Source organism: Luteolibacter rhizosphaerae (assembly GCF_025950095.1).
In the GTDB taxonomy this organism is placed as follows: Bacteria; Verrucomicrobiota; Verrucomicrobiia; order Verrucomicrobiales; family Akkermansiaceae; genus Haloferula; species Haloferula rhizosphaerae.
In genome coordinates this window covers 277,403-298,454 of the sequence record NZ_JAPDDR010000002.1, presented here as the reverse complement: position 1 = coordinate 298,454, position 21,052 = coordinate 277,403, and the positions used below count along the sequence as shown (strand labels likewise).

The window sequence follows — 21,052 nt, the reverse complement described above, 5'->3', positions numbered from 1 at the left end:
TCACTCTACCAAGGCAGCGACCAGGTTTTCTCGTGAGTGAAGAATTTGATCGCCTCGATCACGCCTTCTTTCACCCCGAGGCCTGAATCCCGGGTCCCGCCGAAGGGGGTGAGTTCCAGCCTGTAACCAGGTACCTCGTTCACGTTCGTCGTGCCAGCCTTCAATTCCTTGCATGCCTTCAGGGCGAGCGAGAGGTCATTGGTGACGATGCCGCCACTCAGGCCGAAAGGCCCGGAATTGTAGTAGCGGATGGCATCATCGAGGTCCCGGATCGGGAGGATCGGCGCCAGGGGGCCGAAGCTCTCCAGCGCCACCATCTCCGCATCACGGGGCACATCCGCGATGATCGTGGGCTCCAGCAGGGCCCCTCTGCGTCCGCCACCGTGGAGGATCTTCGCACCCATTCCCACCGCGGCCTCCACCCGGCGCTGCAGTTCCATCGCGGAGGGCTCGTGAACGACCGTCCCCACCATGGTCGCCGGATCCTCGGGATCGCCACAGCCGTATTGCTCGCGTGTCAGCGCGACAAAGCGCTCGGTGAAAGCCTCAAGAATGCCGTCCTGGACAAGGATCCGCTTCACCGCGGTGCAACGCTGCCCCGAATTCCGGAACGAACCCTCCGCCGCAAGCTTGGCCGCCAGGTCGGGATCCGCATCGTTAAGGACGATCAGCGGTGAATTCCCCCCTAGTTCGAGACAAAGCCGCTTATATCCGCAGGTTCGCGCGATGTTCTTTCCGATCTCCACCGAGCCGGTAAAGGTAACGATCTCCACGCGGTCGTCCGTGATCATCGGCGTGACGATCCCCCCGATATCGCCCAGGAACAAACTGAGCATAGGGCCGGGTAATCCCGCCTCATACAGCACTTCGGCAAACTTGAGTGCCGTCAGCGGAGTCCGATCGGAGGGCTTCAGCAAGACCGGCGCCCCTGCGGCAATGGCCGGAGCCAGCTTGTGAACCACTTGGTTGAGCGGGTGATTGAAAGGCGTGATCGCCGCGACCAGCTGGACCGGATAGCGGGAGGTGAAGATCTTCCGCGAACGCCCGTTCGGGGTGATGTCACAGGAAAAGATCCGCCCGTCATCGCGCAGCGCCTCCATCGCGGCGAACTCCAGCACGTCCGAGCTACGGGTGGTTTCGTACTTCGCCTCGCGGATGGCGAGCCCGGTCTCGCGGGTGATGAGTGCCGCGAATTCATCGCGGCGCGAGGCAAGCAGGGCGGCCGCCTTGCGCAGGATATCGTGTCGATCCCGGCGCGTCAGCGCTTCCTTCGGGAAGCCAAGCGCGGCCGTGATCGCCTGGTCCAGATGCTCCGGCCCGATGAGCGCGGCCGAACCTGTTAGCGAGCCATCCCACGGATAATGCACCTCGAGCGTCCGCCCGGTGGCGACCGGCTGGCCCGCGATGTAGGAAGGAAGATGAAGCGGGGACCAGGACATGCAGGGACGATGCGCCGCGGATTTCAGACGTGGCAAGCGAAGTGAAAGACATCGAAGTTTCGCGGATCCCCCTCCGCCAAGCGCCGGAGCTCCGGCGTGAGCGGCTTCGACAGAACCAGCGGGACCATCTCCTCATAGCGACCTCCATGCGAGCGCAGCCCGCCTTCGAGCACGGAGAGATCGTGATGTTCCGGCGACTTGCCGACCACCACGTCACGACCGGAGAGAACCACCAGCTCGCCGATCCGATCGGGGGCAAGCTCGAGTTTTTCAACCGCCTGCTCGCGGGTCAGCACTTCGGTGATCCCCTCCTGTGCGAAGAGGTATTCGGCCACGGCATCGCGCATCGCGGGATCCTCCAAATGCACCATCACCAGCGAACCCAAGGCACCGTGATGAACCACATATGGATCGGTGATCGGGCAGATCACGCGGAGGGATTTTCCGAAGCGCTCATGCAACAGCGACTCCACGAAGATCACCTTCGGGTTGCCGCTGCTGTCGTTCTTCGCATTCATCCCGTGATCGGCGGTGAGGGCCACCGTGCACCCGGCATCGAGCAAGCGCCCGATCGCAGCGTCGATGGCAGCATGGAACTCGAGGATCTCCGGAGCCTCCGGGCCGAACTTGTGCTGCATGAAGTCGGTGGTGGAAAGGTAGAGGAAGTCCGCCCGCCCCTGCTCCGCCAGCGCGGCACCCGCTTCCAACACGTAGACCGAGGCATCCCCCGAGTAGATCTCCGGCCGCGGCTTGCCGATGATCTCCGTGGCGCGGTCGATCCCGTGCGTGGCGAGCCGCGCTTCGTCCACCTTCTCCGAGGAGAAGACGATGCCGCCGCGCTCGACCACGCCGTCACCCAGAACCGTGCGGAGCTTCTCCTTCGCGGTGATGAAGGCGACCTTCCGCCCGGCATCCGCAGCGGCTGTTAGAATGGTGCCGCAGCGGCGGAACTCCGGACCGTTCATCATCACCTCCTCGCCCGTCTCCGGATTCAGGAAGAAGTTCCCGCAGATCCCGTGGACCCGCGGCGGAACCCCGGTGACGATCGAGGTGTTGTTGACGTTCGTGAAGGAGGGCAAGGCTCCCCGCACCATCCCGCGGTAGCCATCGCGGGCCATACCGGCCAGCCGCGGCATGCACCCGCGCGCGATGGCACTGCTCAGGTATTCATCCGCACAGCCATCCAGGCAGATGACCGCGACGGGATTCGGAGGGAGGGCGTAGCTGCGACCGTTGACTTGGATCATGACTTAAACAGGAGCGATGCGGGTGGAAAAGTGACGGTCGGCCAGACCGAAGGACATGGTCATGCCGGAGCCGCTGGTACCGGTGGCGATCTGCACACCGGGCAAGACATCGGCACGGAACTCCACATCGCCGAAATGCTTGGCATAGATGCCGTGCCAGCGCTCGGCGATCCTCCAATCGGGAAAGTCGAAGAGCTTGCGCAGCTCGCGGAGCATCAGCTCGTCGATCTCCATCTTGTCGAAGATCTCGATATCACCGCCATATTCATGGGAGTCGCCGAGTACGATCGAGCCGAAGCGATCCTGCGAGGCCATCACATGGATGCCGTAGCGGTCCAGTTCCGGCATCTCCCGGGCCACGCGCGCCTTCACCGCTGCCAGCGAGGGACAGCCGTGGAAGCTCGAGTACTGCCGCAGCGTAAGACCGCTGGCGAGCATCGGGCCCAGCTTCCAGCCCCCAGGCTGAGGCACCGTGCGCATCATCTGGAGCTTGCAGGGCTTCAGCGGGCTGGCCGCGAAGACCTCGGGGAACAGCGTCTCGAAGTCGTGGCCCGAGCAGACGTAAGCTTCGTCAAAGGCATGCGACTCGCCGGACGCCGTGCGCAGCACGCCTTCCCCTACATGGCACACCGCGGTCTTCCACCTGAACTCCACCCCGTGGCGCTCCTTCAGGAAGGGCGGCAGTAGCGCCAGCGCCTCGCGCGGATCGAGATTGATCTCGCTGCCGCTCAGCATACCGGCCCTGGCGACGCCCCGGCGCACACCGGGCACATCGCTCTCCACCCGGGCGGGAGTTAGCATCGAGACTTGATAGGGCGTGCCCTTCATCGCCATGACGAACTCCTCTAGGACGGCGGCCTCATCCTCATGTGCCACCACATGCACACTTCCCGTGGCCCGCGCATAAGCCCCCGTGGCGGCAGTGAACTCCTGCCACAGCTCGCGGCTGCGCAGCGCGGTCTCGAAATGCTCCGAGGCTTGGCCAATCGGCCAGCACATCCCGAAGTTGCGCACGGAGGCGCCGCGCGCCTTGTCGCTGCGCTCGAAGACCGTGACCCGGCATCCGGCACGGGCCGCCGCCCACGCATGGGCGAGGCCGACGATGCCGGCCCCGACGATGGCCACCTGCGGTGCGCTGGTCTTCATGTGAACGGGAGAATGGATTGGACCTGTGAGAATGTCTTGCAAGCCTTCATTACAATTTTGTTTCTTTTGGGAAACAATTTGAATAGGGTGATTCTGGGCTCCTCGCCTTCGTCCGTCTATTGCAGAAAAAGTGGCGAGCCTGGCAAAAACACAAGGTCGCGACCTTGCAATCCCCGCCACGCGAGGGCGTGATGCAGGCATGAGCTGGCGCGTCGGAGTGCGGTTGGTGGACTGGGCCCAAGGATTCGGGAACCGGATCTACGGCGGCATTCTGGACTACCTGCGCGAAGGCCATTCCTTCGAGATGGAGTTCGTGCAACCGAGCGGCGGCGATCTGCACCCGGTAAGGATCGACGAGAACTGGCAAGGCGATGGCTTGCTCGTCTTCCGCTACACGCCGGCGGAAGCACAGGCATGGAAGAAACGGGGCATCAAGGTGGTGAACCTGAGCGTGGAACAAGCGGCGAAAGGTCCGCGATTCCCCCGCGTCACCTTGGACAACCGCGCGGCGGGGAGAATGGCTGCGGAGCATCTGCTAGGACTTGGCCTCCGGGATTTCGCCTACCTGCACGAGCCGAACCGCTGCTACTCCGCCGAGCGGCTGGAAGGCTACCGGCAGAGGCTCGCCGGGGAGGGCCATGAATGCCGGGTACTGGAGCTGCCGTCCTCCACCTTCGCCCCGAAGCTCCGAGCCCGGCAGAACGAGCGGATGGCATGGCGCCTGGTAAGCACCTTGCCGAAGCCTTGCGGCCTCTTCGCCAAGGATGACATCGCCGGTGTCATGGCCATCCGCGCGCTGAAGCAGGCGGGATATCGCGTGCCGGAGGACGTGCCGGTGATCGGCGTCAGCGATGACATCGTCTTCTGCCATGCGACCACCCCGGCCATGACGAGCATCCGCTTCCCCGGGAGGCAGTTCGGCCAGGCCGCGGCAGCTCTGTTAGAGAAGATGATGGGTGGCGAGAAGATCGATCCGGACACGCGCATCGAGATCGCTCCACCCGGAATCAGCGTCCGCGAATCAACCGGCCGGGTGGAGCTGGCGGATCCGGTGGTGACCCGGGCGATGAACTTCATCCGCCGGCAGCCGCTGCATCAACCTCTGGATACCGGGACTCTCTGCCGGGAGGCGGGAGCTTCCCGCGAGCAATTGCGTCAACGCTTTCACGCCACGCTCGGGCGCACGCCGAAGCAGGAGATCGATCGCACTCGCGCGGAAAAGGTTTCCGAGCTGCTGAAGCGGACGAGCTGGACTCTCGACTATCTGGCCGAACACTGTGGCTTCGCGGGCGGGGACGAGCTGTGCCGCTTCATCAAGCGGGTGACCGGCTCGACCCCGGGTGAAATCCGCAGAGGCTAACAAGCGTGCATCAATCCGGCGTGGCCACGCGGAAATAGGCATTCCCCACCCCGCTCATGTCCACCCACACCTCCACCTTCTGGTCGAAGGAATCGCTATCCGCAGGACTGATGCGAGTCCGGTAGCGCGAGGCGGGCCGCCATTCGCTGAGATCGGTGGAGTACTCGACCGTCTCCTCCGGCCCCGAGTAGAGTCCGCTGCGGCGGTAGGTGAGCACGAAATAGTTCCGACCCGTTTCCCGTGCGGTCGAGATCGACGGCAGGGCGGCACGCGCGGCGGCATCTACCGGGGCAGAAGGATCGATGCCGAAGAGATGCTTCAGGGAGTTCGGGATTCCCGACGCATTGGCATCGCCGTCCGGCTGGCTTGTGGCGCCTGCGAGTTGTTCCGGAGTGAAGTTTTGCACGCGCCAATCCTCGAAGGAGAAGCGCTGCAGCTCGAAGGCACCGACATCGGTTCTGTCACCCTCGTTCGCGGAGTGGACGTAGGGATAATCGAAGGTGCGGGCGAAGCCGCGCTGATCGGTCGTGAGACCGAAGGCCATGCCGCGGTCGATCGCGGGACTATCCGACAGCAGGGCGAGGGTGGGCGTGGGGCCGCCGTTGTTCCGCAGCGCGCCGAGACGAGGAACTGTCACACCGACCTGGTCGCCGTTTACGCCATCCGTGAAGTCCGGATTGTAGAAAAGCGTGCCGATCAAATTGTAGCCGCCGCTTACGAAGCCGGGCGCAGCGTGGAGACCGCTACCGCTGACATCGGAACGCTCGTTGCCGGAGACAATGCAGTTCCGCAGGGTGATCGCGGTGCCGGGGTAGTTGAGCCGCGCCCCGATACCCCCGCCTGCACGGCCGGCGTAGCCACGGGTGAGCGTACAGGCGGTGATCGTTACCTCACCCGAAGCCTGGATGCCTCCCCCAAACCCGCCGGTGGCCCGGTTGTTGTCGAAGGTGGAGTTCTCGATCGTGGAAGGAATCTCACCGATGATGGAGAGCCCGGCTCCACCGTTCGACGCGGTGTTGCCCGAGAAGGTGCAGCCCCTCATGATCAGGCCACCTGCCTTGCAGAAAAGACCACCGCCTTCCCCGCTCACGCTGCAGTCCCGGATGTGGCAGTTCTCAAGGGTCAGCGGGACGCTTGCATAAATGCCGCCGCCGCTGAAGTGGCTTCCTTTTGCAAGGGTCAGACCGGTGACGGTGCAGCGCTCGATGCCGCCAAGATGCAGGATCGGCAACTTCGTCGCCTCCGCGGCTTGGAGCGTCAGGTGCTTGGCACCGGGACCGAGGAGCTTGGTATGATCCAGAAGGGGCAGGGCCTTCGAGAGCACGATGGTCCGTTGTGGCTTCCCGGGACCGAAGACGCGGCTGTCGAAGCGGATGATGCGCTCGCCCTTCACCGTGCTGTTCACGTGGGTGATGGCTTCGCGTAGGGAGCAGTGGAGCTTGCCGGGCACGCCGTCGTCGCTGTCATCGGTCGTATTCACCACCACTTCGCTCGCGGTCTGCGGCATCTCCCACAGCTCCACCGCGCCGATGTCGCTGAAGTCGCCACCGGGTGCGGGCTCTTGCCAATGGGCCCGGACCCGACGCGGACCACCATGCTGGTCGGTGGCCAGATCGACGTCACCGATGCGGCTCTTGCCCTTGTCCACCACGTGCACGCTGTTGAGGGTGGGGGGATGGATCAAAGTACTACCACCATAGTAACCGAGCGGGGCGAGGAGAGGCTGGGCCACGCCCGTCACGTCGCCGGGGGCCGTGAAACGGGCATTGCCCGGGCTTCCCACCAAATTGTATCCGAGGGAAGTCAGGGAGCGCGCACCCACGAGGTCCACACCGTTTCCGTTTCCAGCCAGGATCGTGTTTCCTATCATCACCTTCCCACCGAAGAAGTAGGCGGATCCCGACTGATTTGCTGTGATCGTGCACCCGAGGAGGTAGAGGGTCCCGCCGCTCGCACCTAGGGCGGTTCCACTCCGCGGAGCCTTGTTTCCGGAGAAGGTGCAGTTTCTCACATCTGCCGTTCCACCGGTCAGGTACAAGCCTCCTCCATAGAGCTTGCCCGTATTCCCCACGAGCGAACTGTTTTCCAGCAGCAGGCTGCCGGATCCCAGCAGAATACCCCCGCCTCCCGCGTGCACCGTCTGCACGCTTCCATCCACGACGACATTATCGCGAATGACACACCGGCGGATCACCGTGTTGCCGTCTCCTCGCAAGGAAATCGCACCGCCCCCATATCCATCGCCCTCCTGCCGGTTCCCGATCAGCAGACAGTCTTCAATCAGCAGACTGCCACCGCTCTGTCGGGAGATTCCGCCTCCCTCGGATCGGATCCCGTCGGTGATCGTGAAACGGCTGATAGAGACTCCGCCGCTTCGGACCTCGAACACGCCGAACTTCGCCTCGATGCCTTCGCCACGCCGGACCTTGAGGGCGGTGGATCCCGGACCGCGGATCGAGACAGCCCGATTCACGACCAAGCTGCTCTGAAGGTTGATGGATCCTGTGACCGGCACTTCGATCACGTCGCCATTCGCTGCTGCCTCCAAAGCGGCGCGGAGACTTCCTTCACCGGAATCCGCATTGGAGGTCACGGTGATCGTGCCAGCTTGAACACCGGCCACGAGCACGGGGAGTAACGCTAGCCACACGAAGGGTGACCGCCATGAAGGAGGAGCAAGGGTTTTCATACAATGAATTTACGATGTAAATTCACAGTCCCGTGATCTTGAGAAGACCTTTTGTGTGAAAAATCGTTGAAGCCCACCTCTGGCAATGGAGTGCAGAACGCAGATTGAATTGTTCTTTTGAACACTTCATAACCTATTCATTAAGAGTTCTTGATGATTTTTCTGGAACGCTTTTTTGCGGCGGGGTAAAAGCACCTTGCTGTCCCGCATCCCGCCTCCGGCAATGCCACCCGCTCCCGAGCACACGCACCATATCAAGATCCGTAGCACCCAACTGGAAATGAACCCCGGCCCGGCCAATGGTCGCCAGGGAGAAGATGTCGAAGGCAAACTGCGCGCCGCGGAGGAACAGCTCCAGCAACTGGAACAGCAGCGCGAAGCCCTCGAACGCCAGAAGCGGGAAGTCGAAACCCTGAACGTCCGCAAGCGGGAGTTCATTTCGGCTCAAGCGGAGCTTACGGACAAGATGTCCGCCACCGTGACGCGGATCGACCGCGAGGTGATCGACATGCGTCAGGAGATCGAGGAGCTCGAGCAATGCCGCTCCTGCCTGGCCGCGCATCTCAACAAGCTGGAGAAGATCAATCCCGACGCTTGGACCCGCGACAACATGGGTACATCCGTCGAGCGCGCGATGGCGGTGGCGGAGCACGCCGACGACGAATTCTCGCAGGCCGCGGACTACTTCTCGCGGACCCGCAGTGCCAACATCTTCAACGGGGCCAAGGCTCGCCGGATCCTATCCGGAGACTTCGGCCGTCAATTCCGCAGCGGGCTTGCCTTCAACCTGCCGATACTCGTGCTCGGCGGGATTGCCCTGATCGTATACCTCGTGAAATGAACCTCGCCATGCGCCTCTCCCGAAGCCACGCCGACGATCCTGCCATGGACGAACTGCGCGCCCTTGAAGAGGAGGAGCGAAAGCTGCGCGAGAAGATCCAGAACGCGAGCGGCGTGCCGGAGCGCATCCTGCGCGAGGCGGAGGAACAGGCAGCCACCCTTCCTCCGCCGGACGACCTCGCCGACCGCCGGCGTCTACGCGAATTCGAGGAGAAGGCCAGCCGCACCCAGATCCGCAACGAGCGTCGCACCCAAGGCAAGAGCCTCCTCTTGCTCGTGCTCCTGCTCGCGGCCACGGTGGCCATGGCCTCTTGGGTAGTGAAGCTGTTCGTGGCTTGAGGCCCGGAGCGCGACGGTTTAAAGAATGCGGTCATGGGTCGCATCATCGTGTTCCTCGCATTGCTGCTTGGCACCTCGCCTTTTGCCACAGCAACGAGTTACTCCCCGCCCGAGCGGCGAGAAGTCCGTTCATCCAACCGCGAATACCTCCTCGTGGTGGATCCGTCGGGTGACCAGAAGGTTTATTGGGCGAGCGCCCCAACCAAGGAGCTGTGGAGCTTCAAAGCCCGGGTATGGCAGCAGCCCTTCTTACTCTCCAACGATGGCCAAACCGTGGCGGAACTCGAATGGCAGCACATTCAGGAGCCCGATCTGCAGACATCCAATTGCATCACTTTCCACGGATCGGACGGTTCACGAAGCGGCATTCCTTTCTCCAAGATCTGTCCCGATCCACCGAAAACGCAGGACTCGGGGATCATCGGTCCGATCGGAGACTTCTGGCGCACTTGGTATGACGACCTGGATATAACCGAGGACCAGCTCTTCATCCACACCACCACGGGAAAAATCGCGGGCTTCGACATCGGCACTCGGAAGCTAACGGGTATCTCCGAACAACCGGAGGAAGCGGAAACGGAGGATGCCGTCATCTCCAGAGGCTGGATCGCTGCGGCTGCACTGGTGCTTGTTACCTGTGTCGGGGTCTTCTTGGCAGGTCGTCGGAGACGCTCCCGACATTTCCCCTCTAGCCACGGGATGGGTACTAGGCTATGAAGGGCTGAACCATGATCCAAAGACCCGCTCTCCTCGCTCTAGCAGCGCTTTGCACCGCCGCCCATGCTGGCACGCTAACAACCACCAGCGCCCCCGTGACCGGTGCGACGGCAGAGAACGAAAGCCCTCTCCTCTTCCTCGATACCTTCCGCGTGAGCGCCTACGGGAACTTCGGCATGGAGTTCGACCGTAGCCAAGGCGAGCTGGATGCATGGCAGGCCGAAATGCAGACCTTCCTTAGCAAGCCGATCACCATCGCCGGTGATCTGGTGCTGCTTCCCACCTTCCGCTACGAGGGCACCTTCCTGCGCTACGATGGCACGCTGCCCGGCTTCCCCGTGAAGGATGAAGACCTGCACTCGCTGGAACTGCCTCTTTGGCTGCTGAACTACTCGCCACAATCGCCTTGGATCTACGGAGCTTGGATCAAACCCGCGCTCTCCACCGACTTCGACCACATCGACAGCGACGACATCTTCCTCGATGTCGCCGTGGGTGGTGGGTACAAGTTCAGCGACAAGTTCTACCTCGGAGGCGGCGTCGCCTTGTTCGATGCCTTCGGCGACGAATCCCTGGTCCCCGGCCCTGCCTTCTTCTGGGCCCCGCGGGAAGACATCCGGCTCCAGTTGTTAGGCCCCTCCTTCACGGCGGCTTGGGACATGTCGGAAGACTGGCGCCTCAGCTTCGACGTGCGCTCGGCCGGCGGTGTCTGGAACATCGACGACAACAACCAGTCTCGCACCCTCGACTTCACTTCCTATCGTGCGGGCCTCCACATCCATCGCCGCATCCAGGATACCTGGTGGGTGGAGGGCGGCGCGGGCATCACCTTCGGCAACGAGATCGAGCTGAAGACCCCCGATGGCCTGGGCCTCAACGAAGCCGTTCTGGGTGATCTGGACGAAGGCGTCTTCGGCTACCTAGCCGTGAAGAAAGAAGTCTGGTAAGCCGTATCGGGTTTCACCACCCGATGAAGAAGATCCTCCTGTCTCTCGTGATCGTCGCCGCGCTCCTCGGCGCGGCGGCCTTGAAGAGCGCTGAATCCAGAAGGATCACCGTGACCCTGCCGGATGGGAAACCGGCCGCAGGTGCGACGGTTGCGATCAGCATTGTCTCGGGCCCGGCGCTCGAGATCGGAACCACCGGGCCCGACGGAACCTTCGATATCCCTTGGAAAAGGTTCCGACGCGCCCGGAACGGAAGCTGGCACTCAATCATGGCGTGGCACCAGGACTCTGCTGGCAACGGCTACATCGGCCAGAATCACCAGAGGCCCCTGAGCTTCCCCATGGGCATCCAGCTCTACCGACGCTGATCTCAGAACAACTCCCCCTGCCCCGGCATCACCCGCCGGAAGGCCTCTGTGCTGAGCTGAGGCGGTCTCGTCGCCAAACCGAGACGCCGGCAACTCGCGTGGAAAAGCGCCCTGAGCTGCCCCACCGGTTCCCCGCTACCCCGCATGCGGGCACCCGGCACATTGCTATTCAGCTTCCCGCCATGCGTGCCGCGAATGCGCTTGAGGATCTTCTCCTTCCGCTCCGGAAAATGCCGGTCGAGCCACGAGGAAAACACCGGCGCCACCGCCCCCGGCAGGCGGACCGTGGTATAGAAGGCAAAGCTGCCTCCCGCCTCCTTCACCGCCTCCAGGATCGCCGGAAGCTCGCTGTCATTCAGCGCCGGGATCATCGGCGCGGCGCTCACCCCCACCGGGATCCCGTGATCTGCCAGCGCCCGGATCGCATCCAGCCGCGCCCGTGGCGAGGACGCCCGCGGCTCCAGGATCCTCGCAAGCTTCGGATCGAGACTCGTCACCGAGATGAACACACAGGTCGCCTGATGGCGCGCGAGCTCCCCGAGATGATCCACATCGCGCGCGATCAGCGCATTTTTCGTGATCAGCCCCACCGGCTGCCGGAACCGCACCATTACTTCCAGGCAACGCCGCGTGATCTCCAGCTTCCGCTCGATCGGCTGATAGCAATCGGTCACCCCGCTCATCGCGATCATCGCCGGCTTGTACGAGGGCTTCGCAAACGCCGCCTCCAGCAAGCGCGGCGCATTCTCCTTCACCACGATCTTCGACTCGAAATCGAGCCCCGCCGAGTAGCCCAGATACTCATGATAGGTCCGCGCGTAGCAGTACGAGCAGCCATGCTCGCAACCACGATACGGGTTCACGCTGTACTCAAAGGAGAGATCCTCGGAATCGTTCGAGTTCAGCACCGACTTCGAATCATCCCACAGGAAAGTCGTCTTCAGCGGGCGCGGGTCATCGTCCACCCACGCGTCCTCATCCGTGTGCAGGCAGAGCGCTTCGAAGCGATTGGCGGGAATTTCCTGCGCCCCCCGGCCGCGGTGCGGATCCATGCCCGCCATCATCCCCCGACCTTGGAAAGCCGCAATCTAATTTGTTCATTTGAACACTTATAATCCGTTCCAATCGGAATTTGCGGAAGCCCCCGATTTCGCGGATGTGTTAGGCCGTGTCCCAACCGACTCACGCCGGAGCCTTTGCAGCGACCGCCCTCGTGGTGGCCAGCATGGTCGGCGTCGGCGTGTTCACCTCGCTCGGCTTCCAGCTCTTCGACCTCAACTCCGGCCCGCAGATCCTTTTCCTCTGGGCTCTCGGCGGCCTCATCGCGCTCTGCGGCGCCTTCTGCTACGCGGAAGTCGCGGCCATGCTCCCCCGCTCCGGCGGTGAGTACCACTTCCTCCGCTCCATCTACCACCCCAGCCTCGGCTTCATGGCCGGAATGCTCTCCGCCTTCGCCGGCTTCTCCGCCCCCACCGCCATCACCGCGCTCGCCTTCGGCGAATACCTCCACAAGGCCATCGGCGGCATCCCCGTCCAACACGCTGCCGCCGGCGTGATCCTGCTCGGCACCGCAGCCCACGCAGTGAGCACGAAAACCAGCGCCCGCGTGCAAGTCGCCGCCACCGGCCTGAAGCTCCTCCTCATCCTCATCTTCATCGGCGCCGCATGGACGATGGAAGGCAAGGGCGACATCCGCTGGACCCCTGACTTCAAGATCGACAGCCTCGCCGTCCTCACCCCGGGCTTCGCCGTCGCCCTGCTCTACGTCACCTACTCTTACACCGGCTGGAATGCCGCCGTATATGGCCTGGAGGAATGGAACGACCCGCAGAAGACCGTGCGCCGCGCCCTGCTCTGGGGCACCGTGCTGGTTGCCGTCCTCTATGTCGGCCTCAATGCCTCCTTCCTCCACTCCGCACCCGTCGCCGACCTGAAAGGCCAGGAAGCGGTGGGCCACATCGCCGCCACCTCGCTCTTCGGGGGGGAAGCCGCCCGGATGGTCTCCGGCCTCTTCGCCCTCGGCCTCTTCGCCTCCGCCAGCGCCCTGCTCTGGGCCGGCCCGCGGGTGCTCGGTGCCATGGGGCGTAACATGCGCTCGCTCTCCTTCTTCGCCCCGCGCAAGGACGTCCCCCACCTCGCGCTCCTCTTCCAGATGATCGTCGCCCTCGTGCTCGTTTACGCCGCAGGCCTGCGCGATCTCATGGAAGCCACCCAGATCGGCCTCACCCTCTCCACCTCCCTCGTCGTGGCCGGAAGCATGGTGATGCGGATCCGCGCTCCCGAACTCCCGCGCCCGGTCAAGATCCCCTTCTATCCGCTTCCGCCCTTGATTTTCCTCACAATGGCGGGATTCGTCATCGTGTACTCCGCGATCCAGAATCCGAAGACCACCTTGGCCGGTGCCGGGGTCGCGATCTTCTTCGCGGTGGTCTGGTTCCCTCTCAAACTCTTTCGCCGATGAAACGATTGCTCCTCCTGCCTCTCTTCCTCGCCGCCGCCTGTGGACCGAAACAACCGGAACGCGGCCAAACGCAAACCCTTGCCCCAGCCGCCGAGGCCTTCGCACCGGTCGAAGGCCAGGCCAGCGCCAACGACATCGCCCGCTTCCTCGCCGGCCGTCCGGTGAGGCAGGGCGCGGTGCTCTCGCAGATGCAGCAGACCGCGAACTATCAGGACCACGCCAACGACATGGCGACCAAATGGCGGCTCTTCGCTTCCAAGCGCACCGCGGTGCAGCGCGAGTGGTCCGACATCAACGTCCGTCCGCTGGTCGGCAATCCGCGCGCCATCCTCTATCCCTTCGGCGGTCCGGACCTCATGTACGTCACCGCCCTCTTCCCGCAAGCCTCGAACTACGTCCTGTTAGGCCTGGAACCCGCCGGTGGCCTGCCCTACCTCGACAACGCCGATCCCGGCCAGGTGATGGGCTCGCTCAACCGTCTTAGCGTGGCCATGGATGCCCAGATGAAGACCGGCTACTTCATCACCAAGGACATGAAGAACGACCTCGCCGGCGGCCCCTTGCCCGGCGTCGCACCGATCATGCTCGCCAGCCTGGCCCTAATGGATGCCACCGTGGATAGCGTCGAGCCCATCAGCGCAGCAGGCCGTTCCGGTGTGGACATCCGCTTCCGCCTCCCCGGCGGTGGCGCCCGCCGCGCCATCTACGTTTCCGGCGATCTCTCGAATGGTGGCTTCAATGCCTCCTACCGCAGTTGGCTCTCCTCCTACAGCGGCGGCGTGGCCTACTTCAAGGCCGCCTCCTACCTCATGCACGACTCCGGCTTCTCCGGCGTCCGCGACTGGGTCCTCTCGAACACCAATGCCATTGTCCAGGACGACTCCGGCATCCCCTACCGCTACTACGATTCTAGTAAGTGGAACGTCCGCCTCTACGGCAACTACGACGCCCCCATCGCCCTCTTCGCGAAACACAATCAAGCCGACCTCCGCGCCGCCTACGACGCCATCGGTGGCGGCACCCCCGTCCCCTTCGGCTCCGGCTACCACTTCCGCCCGGATGACGCGAATCTCATGATCTCCACCCGGAAGTAAGCAAGCTCAGGCCAAGGCATCCAGGAAGGGCCCGTCTTTCCACGACGGCGCCCTGCCCAGCCGGGCCACCACCTTGTTCTCCGCGGGCCAGATAAACACCCGCCGCCCGGACGAACCGACGAGCGCCACCATCTCCGCAGGCTGGCGCCGGGAGATACAAGCGCTGTTCCAAAAGCCGCTGCCGCGCGGCGGATCCAGCGCATCCTCGATCTCGATCGGGAAGGCCCCGCCCTTCCTCGCATTCACGTTCCGCCAGATCCCACCGCCGAACATCGGGTTCACCGCGGAGGGCCGCGTCATCCGTGCGAACAGTGCCGCATCGAAGCCTTGCGTGGACTCCCCGCGCAGCAGCGCACCCACCGTGCGCCCCAGCCGCCACAGATCCTCCACGCTCATCTCCGCGCCGGTCGAAAGGAAGAAACGCCCCTTCCGGTCCGAGCGCCAATCCGGACTGCTCAGCCCGATCGGCCGCATCACCGCGCGATGCAGGAACTTCTCCAGCGTCTCCCCGCGCGCCACCAGCTTGCGATTCAGCAATTCGGCCAGCACCTCCCAGCAGGCCGGCCCATAGCGGAAGACACTTCCCGGTGAATCGACCACCCTCAGCGACACCGCATTCCGCCCCTTGTCCGTGGGGTTGCGATACAGCGCCGCCACCCCCGCCTCCAGACCCGCCGTCTGCTGGAGCAGCGCCAAGACGGTGATCCGCATTTTCGCCGCATCCCCGCGCCATTCATGGAGGGTCGAGGCCGCACTCTCGTTGTCCGCCAGCCAGCCCTCGCCCGCAGCCCGTGTCGCCGCCAGCGCCGCCAACACCTTCGTCAGGCTTAGCGAGGGCCCGCGCTCGTTCGTGCTCCACCCCGCCACTCTGCGCCCGCCGATCCACGCGCCCCAACCTTTTGCCCCGTGGCCTTTCGCGATCCGGTCCGCCCGCTCCAATGAGCCCGACGACCATGCCGTGCCGGAGGATCCTATCCCACCCGCACATCCTCCACATGCCAATCCAAGCAGGGAGAGAAAGCCGCGCCGATCCATCATGGCATCACCACTAGCCTACATTCCGGCAGGGGAAAGCCACAACTCGCGGGTTGTCTCCCTGCCGCAAATCTGCATCCTGCCTCCGATGAAGTTCCCTTTCCTCCCGGGATTTGCGGTCCTTGCCGCAGCCTGTTTGACGGCCTCCGCCCAAGAAACACGCACTTGGACCGACACCAAGGGCCGCAAGATCGAGGGAAGCTTGATCAAGCATGATCCCACCACTGCTTGGGTCAAACGCGCGGATGGCAGGGAAATCCAGATTCCCAAGACGACCCTCAGCGAGGCAGACCTGACATATCTCAAAAGCGCGCTACCCGCTTCTCCTGCGGCCACTTCCGCCCGCACCGGTAACTTTGCGACGGTAAAGCTCGACCCCTCGAAGTGGACCTCCAAGCCGGAGGGAGTCGATTTCGACGGGATCGTGTTCCAACAGAATCTCGCCTCGGAGCACTTCCTGATTCTCGCCTTGGGAGACGTGAAGCCCGACCTGCTCGCCGCCTATGCAAATGCCGCCGAGCGCTTGTGGGCGGACATCGCCACCGATCTTCCCTCTTTGTCCGAGGCCTTCGGGACCAAGAAGATGCCGATCATCCTGTTTGAGGATACCAAGCACGCCGAAATCTTCGGCTCATGGCACGACAAGCACGCCGAGAACAGCAATACCGCCTCACCCAACTACAAACTGAAAACCGCGGGCGTCACGTCATGCAAGATCGACTCCGAGTTCGCGGCGAAACATGGCCTCACCTTCAAGGCTCAAACCTTCCGGCTCGACACCAAGGACTTCCAGAGCAACCGCCCCACTTGGCCGACCCGCATTCATTTCCTGACCTCGACCCTTTTCCAAGTTGCCTCCGGCGACACTTACTTCCGCCTGATCGAGATGGGCTTCGCCTACCACCGGGAGAAGAAAATCTGCGGCAATATTGAAACCCAGATCGTCGTCCGCGGAACCACCGTGGAAAAGATCAAGAGCGCCCGCGACTGGGCGGCCCTTCCCAAGCGCCTTCTCAAAAGCGGCTCCCGCCCTGATTTTGCCAGCTTCTACGGAATCACCACGGACGAAGCCCAGCCCCGGGACCTTGGCTTCGCCTATGGCTTGATTTCCTTTATCCACGCGGACGCGGCACGTCTGGAGAAGTTCGACGAACTGCTCGCCAGAACCCGGAAAGGTGAGAACCTTTCAGAAGCTGAAGCGGTTGCAAAGGTCCTCGGCTTCGAGTCCTGCGCTGCGCTGGACACGGCTTGGGCCGATTTCATGGCGGGCAGCTCCTTCCAATAAAGCCGAGTTCCTGCGCTTGCCCGCAGCGCCCGGCTCCCCTACACCGGCCCCGTGCTCACGATCCACAAGCTGACCAAGACGCTCGGCGGCCGTACCCTCTTCCGCGATGCGGAACTCTCGATCAACTGGGGCGAGCGCATCGCCCTCGTCGGTCCGAACGGTGCCGGCAAGTCGACGCTCTTCCGCATGATCCTCGGCCAGGAGGACCTCGACGGCGGCACCATCGAGCGCGACGACTACGCCATCACCGGCTACCTCGCTCAGGAATCCGGCGACCCCGGCGACGAGACCGTGCTGGAGATCGCCATCGGCATCACCCCGGAGATGGTCGGCTACCTGCGCGCCATCCGCGAGCACGAGGCCGCGGGCACCACGGATCACCCCGACTACGCCCACGCCCAGGACCAGTTCAATCACCTCAACGGCTACCAGCTCGAACCGAAGGCGAAGAAGATCCTCGCCGGCCTCGGTTACAAGGAGAGCGATTTCCACAAGACCGCCCGCGAATTCTCCGGCGGCTGGATCATGCGCGCCTACCTCGCCCGCCTCCTCGTCCAGGAGCCGGACCTGCTGATGCTGGACGAGCCGACCAACCACCTCGACCTGCTCTCGCTCCTCTGGTTTCAGCGCTACCTGATGAACTACCCAGGCGCGATCCTCATGATCTCGCACGATCGCGACTTCATGGACGCCATCGTGGAGAACGTGATCGAGATCGATCCGGACGCTCAGGAACTCATCGCCTACACCGGCAACTACTCCAGCTACCTCGAACAGCGCGAGGCGCGCTACGAGCAGAAGGTCCAAGCCTACCGGAACCAGAACAAGGAGATCGAAGGCCACCAGGAGTTCATCGATCGCTTCCGCCAGGTCGGCTCGAAGGCCGCGCAGGTCCAGTCCCGCATCAAGTTCCTCGAAAAGATGGAGCGGATCGAGAAGCCGCGTGCCCCGCGCAAGCCCTTCAAGTTCGCCTTCCCGCAGCCGCCACGCTCGAACCAGAAGGTGATCGAGCTGCAAAAGGTGAGCCAGGCCTACGGCGAGCGCCAGATCTACAAGGACCTGGATCTCACCATCGAGCGCGGCGACAAAATCGTTCTCGTCGGCCCGAACGGTGCCGGTAAGTCCACCCTGCTCAAGATCCTCGCCGGCGTGCTGCCGATCAACGGCGGCAAGCGCGAGGTCGGCTACGCCACCAAGCTCGGCTACTACTCGCAGCACCGCTCGGAGACTCTCAACGAGGACAACACCGTGCTGGAGGAAGTGCTCGCGAGCTGCACCACCCTGCGCGAGGAAGACGCCCGCGCGATCCTCGGCTCCTTCCTCTTCCGCCGCACCGATGTGGAGAAGCGCTGCGGCGTGCTCTCCGGGGGTGAGAAGTCCCGCCTCAACTTGGTGAAGTTCCTCGTCGATCCGCCGAACCTCCTGCTGATGGACGAGCCCACCACTCACCTCGACATCCTCTCGATCGACTCGCTGGTGAACGCGCTTAAGGCCTACGAGGGCACGCTCGTCTTCATCTCGCACGACGTGCACTTCATCCGCCACCTCGCGGAGACCACGCTGCACATCAACAATGGCACCGTGACCCGCTACACCGGCGGCTACGACTACTTCCTCGAGAAGAGCGGTCTGAACGACGACCGCGGCGCGGTAACGGCCTGAGCATTCGCCCGGGCTCGCCCCGCACCACGATCTTCGATACGCCGCGGTTTACCGCGGCGTATTGTTATCCGGCATCATCTGCGGCGTCACGGAGGGCCAGGAAAGCTTCACCGTGCCTTCGCTGCCGCTCCACTCGAGCGTGTTTCCACGGAGCGTGCCGTTGCCGAGGTTCAGCGGCATCTCGGGTGCGGGATAGAAGCCGGGGAACCCGATCCCGAGTTGGCGCACGATGGTGGTGGAGCTCCCATCGTTATGGACCCGGACTTCCGTTTCGGTGAAGTCGCCGTCGCCGCTCAGTTGGAATTGGTCGATCCGCCCGACCCCGAAGTTGATGCTGCCGGAGTTTCGGATCCGCTTCGGCGCATAGGTTTCGTCGGCATTCGGATCGACCGAAGTCAGGGAGGAACCGCCCGACCACGTGAAGGTGGTCGCCGCATCCGGGGAATGGGTGCCGGAAGCCGAGACCGTTCCTTCGCAATCGGCCATGTTCGAGAAGAGCCTGCCTAGATACTGCACCGGCATTTCCGGGTTGCCGCGGGAGCCGCGGATGTCCGCGCGGAACTTCACGTTCATCACCATCTTCGCATTCAGGGACCCCTTCCCGCTGACTTCATAGGTGAAGGGCACCGTCCACTCCGTGATCGGCACCACGTTGCTGCGCCGGGTGAAGCCGCCCTTTCTCATGATCACCTCGATATTTCCCCGCGGTGGCGAGGAGGGCATGCGGATGGCGATGCCGTAGTAGGGTTCCCAGCGGACCACCTGCATCTTCTGCCCGCCCCATAGCACCTCGCGCAGCGACTCTCCGGGATCGTCGCCGAAGTCGCCTTCGATCAGGAACTTCGTATAGGGCTCTTTGAGATCCTTGTTCTCATGGAGCACGCGCATGATCGTGGGACACAGGATGTGTCCGGGCTTATCCGGGTGGTCATACCAGGTCAGCTTCGCGTTCGGCCGGCCTTGGTTCGGATACTCGGGGCTCGGGTCGTAGTCGAATTGGTAGGCACTCATCCACCAGCGCGTTGCCATCAGGGAGAAGGCGCGCTCCTTCGGCACGGAGACCGGCGGCTCCTGATTCATCCCGAGCAAACGGTCGAAGACTTTCAGGCAAGGCGTGCCGCTATAGGGCCCGGAGAGCCAGTCCCAGCTCGCATACGAGCCCGCGCCTGCAGCCGTGAAGCCCGCGGCCAGTTCCGCTCCGCCGCCATAGCACGCATCCACCACCACGATCGAGTTCGGTGAGAAGCGCATGCGCTTGCGGACGAACTCGGAGGTCACCGCGTAGAACGGCTTCTTCTCATCATCGACCGCGAAGTTGATCTCGTCGTTCTTGATCATCGCCGCATAGGGACCGTCACTCAGCGCATCAGTCGCATACTGCCGCGTCACCAGCGCGATCCCGATGCTGCCGTCCTTCTTCCGGTAGGGCACTCCGTGCGATTGCCAGAAGAGCGCGGCCATCGGCTTGGAAGCGGACCACTGCAGGATCTGATCGATCGTGGTGCTGGGGAAGGTCCTCACCGCATAGCTCCGCGTGGCCAGCCAGCTGCCGATCGTCGGCGCGGAGTTGGGGAAGCCGGTTTCCAGCGAGAAGGCGGTCACGGCGTTGTTGCTGTCCGGGAGATTGCGGCCCGTCTCCGTCGGTATTTTCGGCGGCGCAGGGGCAGGTGGGAAGGGCTCGGGAGAATGCGGTGCCTTCGCTACGGCAGTCGCCGCGCTTTGCATGGCAGGGCCGGTATAGCGACGTGGCGCCCGCATGAGCGTGGCCGTCGTGCCATCCTTGAAGCGGACCGAGACATTATCGGCAGGGGGCACTACTTCTGCGGAAGCGACCTTGGGATCCTGCAGCGCCCATGCGATCAAGTTCGCTTGCCACTGCGCCAGCGGCAGCGCGGACCACTCGCCCATCTTCGTCGATGCGGAGGTCAGAAATGCGATCTTGGCTCCCGAACTGATGCTATCCGCATAGGTCACGTAGCACAGATCCGGCCCGGAGAGCTCAACCGTGGGCAGCGTCGTCGAGATCCCGGTCTTCACCCTCGCGAACACCTTCCCGCTCGCCTGTGGTGGCAGCCGGAACATCAGCTTCGCCTCGCGCCCGTCAATCGCCGTGGCAATCATCGGCCGCCAAGAGGCGGAAGCCGAAAGGTCGCTGGTAATCTCGAGCACCGCATGACGCGAGCCCGCCGGGATTTCCGACTGCACCGTGAAATGCCCCAAGGCATCGAACCCCGCCCCGCGGTTCTCCGGAGCAGAAGTCGCAGGCAGAACCCTGCCGGCGAGACACAAGCTGAAAAGCGCAACAAGAGGGAGATGGATCTTCATGGGAGGCTCCTTGGTTTGTTCGTCAGGAGAACCGGGATCATGCCCATCCTCTCCTCCCGGTAAATGGACCGAAAGATCCAAGCCCCGCCCTCCACCGC

17 protein-coding genes are annotated in these 21,052 nt (G+C 63.5%); 10 read left to right on the top strand and 7 right to left on the bottom strand.

Features of this window, described 5'->3' with window-relative positions; genetic code table 11:
* Nucleotides 1-5 precede the first annotated feature (5 nt).
* From OJ996_RS04300 to OJ996_RS04290, 3 genes are read right to left on the bottom strand one after another with little or no spacing between them, the layout of a single operon-like run.
* Nucleotides 6-1,439, bottom strand: coding sequence for an aldehyde dehydrogenase family protein (locus OJ996_RS04300; protein WP_264511553.1), 1,434 nt, complete (start codon nt 1,437-1,439; stop codon nt 6-8).
* 23 nt (nt 1,440-1,462) lie between these two features.
* The gene (gene phnA / locus OJ996_RS04295) at nt 1,463-2,686 is read right to left on the bottom strand and encodes a phosphonoacetate hydrolase (RefSeq protein WP_264511551.1); all 1,224 of its coding nucleotides are present in this window, start codon (nt 2,684-2,686) and stop codon (nt 1,463-1,465) included.
* Between the two features lie 3 nt (nt 2,687-2,689).
* On the bottom strand, nt 2,690-3,832 hold the full coding sequence (locus tag OJ996_RS04290; protein ID WP_264511549.1) for a TIGR03364 family FAD-dependent oxidoreductase: 1,143 nt from the start codon (nt 3,830-3,832) through the stop codon (nt 2,690-2,692).
* A 199-nt stretch (nt 3,833-4,031) separates the two neighbouring features.
* On the opposite strand from OJ996_RS04290, the gene OJ996_RS04285 reads away from it, so the two are divergent.
* On the top strand, nt 4,032-5,192 hold the full coding sequence (locus tag OJ996_RS04285; protein WP_264511547.1) for an AraC family transcriptional regulator: 1,161 nt from the start codon (nt 4,032-4,034) through the stop codon (nt 5,190-5,192).
* A gap of 10 nt (nt 5,193-5,202) precedes the next feature.
* Here OJ996_RS04285 and OJ996_RS04280 read toward each other — a convergent pair whose 3' ends face one another.
* On the bottom strand, nt 5,203-7,881 hold the full coding sequence (locus OJ996_RS04280; RefSeq protein WP_264511545.1) for a choice-of-anchor Q domain-containing protein: 2,679 nt from the start codon (nt 7,879-7,881) through the stop codon (nt 5,203-5,205).
* Between the two features lie 223 nt (nt 7,882-8,104).
* On the opposite strand from OJ996_RS04280, the gene OJ996_RS04275 reads away from it, so the two are divergent.
* The 5 genes from OJ996_RS04275 to OJ996_RS04255 are packed head-to-tail and all read left to right on the top strand — an operon-like array spanning nt 8,105 to nt 11,092.
* Nucleotides 8,105-8,722 (top strand): hypothetical protein, encoded by a 618-nt coding sequence (locus tag OJ996_RS04275; protein ID WP_264511543.1) that lies wholly within the window; start codon nt 8,105-8,107, stop codon nt 8,720-8,722.
* A gap of 8 nt (nt 8,723-8,730) precedes the next feature.
* Complete coding sequence (locus OJ996_RS04270) at nt 8,731-9,060, top strand: hypothetical protein (RefSeq protein ID WP_264511542.1); 330 nt, start codon at nt 8,731-8,733, stop codon at nt 9,058-9,060.
* Nucleotides 9,061-9,093: 33 nt separating this feature from the next.
* Nucleotides 9,094-9,777, top strand: coding sequence for a hypothetical protein (locus OJ996_RS04265; RefSeq protein ID WP_264511540.1), 684 nt, complete (start codon nt 9,094-9,096; stop codon nt 9,775-9,777).
* A gap of 11 nt (nt 9,778-9,788) precedes the next feature.
* Nucleotides 9,789-10,724, top strand: coding sequence for a DUF6268 family outer membrane beta-barrel protein (locus OJ996_RS04260; protein WP_264511538.1), 936 nt, complete (start codon nt 9,789-9,791; stop codon nt 10,722-10,724).
* 23 nt (nt 10,725-10,747) lie between these two features.
* A complete protein-coding gene (locus OJ996_RS04255; RefSeq protein WP_264511536.1) occupies nt 10,748-11,092 on the top strand; it encodes a carboxypeptidase-like regulatory domain-containing protein in 345 nt (114 codons plus the stop codon).
* Between the two features lie 2 nt (nt 11,093-11,094).
* Here the strand turns inward: OJ996_RS04255 and OJ996_RS04250 are convergent, their stop codons facing one another.
* Nucleotides 11,095-12,144, bottom strand: coding sequence for a PA0069 family radical SAM protein (locus OJ996_RS04250; RefSeq protein WP_264511534.1), 1,050 nt, complete (start codon nt 12,142-12,144; stop codon nt 11,095-11,097).
* A gap of 116 nt (nt 12,145-12,260) precedes the next feature.
* Here OJ996_RS04250 and OJ996_RS04245 point away from each other — a divergent pair, with 116 nt between their 5' ends.
* Together OJ996_RS04245 and OJ996_RS04240 are read left to right on the top strand one after the other, a co-directional pair.
* Nucleotides 12,261-13,553: an APC family permease gene (locus OJ996_RS04245; protein WP_264511532.1), complete on the top strand. Its 1,293-nt coding sequence runs from the start codon at nt 12,261-12,263 to the stop codon at nt 13,551-13,553.
* Nucleotides 13,550-14,647: a hypothetical protein gene (locus tag OJ996_RS04240; RefSeq protein WP_264511530.1), complete on the top strand. Its 1,098-nt coding sequence runs from the start codon at nt 13,550-13,552 to the stop codon at nt 14,645-14,647. Before OJ996_RS04245 ends, OJ996_RS04240 begins: the two co-directional genes overlap by 4 nt.
* 6 nt (nt 14,648-14,653) lie before the next feature.
* Here the strand turns inward: OJ996_RS04240 and OJ996_RS04235 are convergent, their stop codons facing one another.
* Nucleotides 14,654-15,685 (bottom strand): serine hydrolase, encoded by a 1,032-nt coding sequence (locus OJ996_RS04235; protein WP_264511529.1) that lies wholly within the window; start codon nt 15,683-15,685, stop codon nt 14,654-14,656.
* 85 nt (nt 15,686-15,770) lie between these two features.
* On the opposite strand from OJ996_RS04235, the gene OJ996_RS04230 reads away from it, so the two are divergent.
* The gene (locus OJ996_RS04230; protein WP_264511527.1) at nt 15,771-16,967 is read left to right on the top strand and encodes an SHD1 domain-containing protein; all 1,197 of its coding nucleotides are present in this window, start codon (nt 15,771-15,773) and stop codon (nt 16,965-16,967) included.
* A gap of 51 nt (nt 16,968-17,018) precedes the next feature.
* Complete coding sequence (locus tag OJ996_RS04225; protein ID WP_264511525.1) at nt 17,019-18,629, top strand: ABC-F family ATP-binding cassette domain-containing protein; 1,611 nt, start codon at nt 17,019-17,021, stop codon at nt 18,627-18,629.
* A 48-nt stretch (nt 18,630-18,677) separates the two neighbouring features.
* Here OJ996_RS04225 and OJ996_RS04220 read toward each other — a convergent pair whose 3' ends face one another.
* Nucleotides 18,678-20,954 carry a hypothetical protein gene (locus tag OJ996_RS04220; protein WP_264511523.1) on the bottom strand — a complete coding sequence of 759 codons (2,277 nt, stop codon included), beginning with the start codon at nt 20,952-20,954 and terminating at the stop codon, nt 18,678-18,680.
* Between the last annotated feature and the right edge of the window lie 98 nt (nt 20,955-21,052).